We start from the raw sequence: 1,726 nt of genomic DNA, 5'->3' as shown, positions 1-1,726 counted from the left end.
GTCGGGGTGTCATCCAATACCTGCTTGACCAACGCCGCATTGGACTCAGATAGCCTTATTCGGCCGGCATCTTCGGCATGCGCGATCGCCATGCGCAATTCCTCGCGGCCGGCGATCTCGCGGATAACGGCATCCCGTTCACCTGGAACGCCGACCAGATTCTTGCCCGTCGTGCGTGCGTCACCGATCACCTTGGCGATCCGCTGCTCGGAATGAGTGATTGCCGCCCATTCGGCTTCGACGTTGCTCATCGAGCGTAGCGTCTTCAACTGGTCGGCATGGGCAGTGCGGTATTGATCGTACTCGGAGAAGGTGCTGCGGTTTTGCGCGTTGGCCTCGGCCTTGGTCAAGCGATCCGGGGTGGTTGCGAACATATCGCCATTGATCAGGGCGACTTTGAGCGTGTCTTGCAGGTCGTGGACCTTGGCGGCAACGCGCTTCAGTGCAACAGCGTCGTTGCGCATTGCGGCCTCACCATCCGGGGAGTCAATCAGATCGTCAAGATAGCCGAATATTGCTTTCGTGTAGGAGCTGCGCGTGCGTCCTCTGTGTGGAGAAGTTTCGATTTCGTCGGCCAGCTTGCCCTCTACCGGAAGATACAGGCGATTGATCGATACATCCTTGTCGATCAAGTCATGCTCAAGCAACTTCTTGAGCAACCTATGATCGCGGAAGATCGTATTTTCAATGACATGATGACTTTCAAGGATGACGTTACCGGAGGGCATCTTCTCACTCCATTAAGCGGCCAGAAATGCATCGCTCAGCAACCGAAAGCGTCTATCAACCAGACGCCGCGTGTCCTGGGCGATTTGCCAAACCCCTGCGAAATCAAGGTATCGCGCAAGAACCGATCGCAGAAGGCATCTGATGTATAAGGTGTCCTGAAGACATGCGCGTCCCCGATCACGTCTTTCTTGAATGCAAAATCAGCACCACCCGCAACACTGTAGTGCTTGCCATTACGGTATCCGGTCAAGACCTTGACGGTGGATGCCTCCTCGTCGATGGCATCGATAATCCGCACCACCTCGCAAAGGTAATGCGGAGCCCCGGGCGTACCGTCTTCCAGTCGGAAGTCGCATAGAGCGAAGGCGAAGCCCTCCGGGTCCGCAGCTTCAAGAACCTGCTTGAGCGGCTCGGAGATCAGCCAGTAGCTCTTGAATCCACTATGCATATCATTGGGTATATCGCCGATGCAGCTGTCGTAGCGCAGGCGCGGGGTCTCTTTCAATGAAGCCAGCCCCGCATCCTCTCCGGGCAGGCTGTCAGCAATCGAAAACGGCACCGCATCTTCGTTCTCGAACTCCACGCCATGCCCGCGACCACCGCCACGCACGTCGGACCTTAGGAGATAGAACTCGCCTTTCTTGGGTTTATTCTCTGTAGACACCTTCTGCTCCAAGATGCTTTATCGATCAAGCGTAGCAAACTGTTCGCTTGAGATGGCTGGGCTGGCTATCGGCGCCGAACTGGCCGCCCGGGCCGCGCTGCAACTGCATCGCGCCATCGCCCACGAGTCCCTCCACCTCGCGCGTGCGTTGAGTCGCCAGTTCGATCGCTTCGCGCCATTGCGGCTGCAACTCGGTGCCAATGATGCGATAGCGGTACAGCGTCTGCTCGCCCTGTCTGTCTTCCGGCGACTGCCCGATGGCGGCAATCGCCTGCACCTGCTCAGCCAGTGCGGGTTGCAGCAGTGCGCGCGTGGTCTCCAGTTCCAGCACGC

General features: G+C 57.9%; 1 protein-coding gene and 2 pseudogenes. All 3 read right to left on the bottom strand.

From position 1 onward, the window contains the following. Nucleotides 1–728, bottom strand: a pseudogene (locus LL962_RS20815) (hypothetical protein); the annotation flags it as partial. Between the two features lie 35 nt (nt 729–763). Next, a complete protein-coding gene (locus tag LL962_RS20810) occupies nt 764–1,393 on the bottom strand; it encodes an imm11 family protein (RefSeq protein WP_228318284.1) in 630 nt (209 codons plus the stop codon). A 43-nt stretch (nt 1,394–1,436) separates the two neighbouring features. Further along, nucleotides 1,437–1,726, bottom strand: a pseudogene (locus LL962_RS20805) (hypothetical protein); the annotation flags it as partial.

Origin of the sequence: Xanthomonas sp. NCPPB 1067, assembly GCF_020783795.1 — a bacterium.
Taxonomy (GTDB): Bacteria; Pseudomonadota; Gammaproteobacteria; order Xanthomonadales; family Xanthomonadaceae; genus Xanthomonas; species Xanthomonas melonis.
This window is presented reverse-complemented; position numbering and strand designations above follow the sequence as displayed.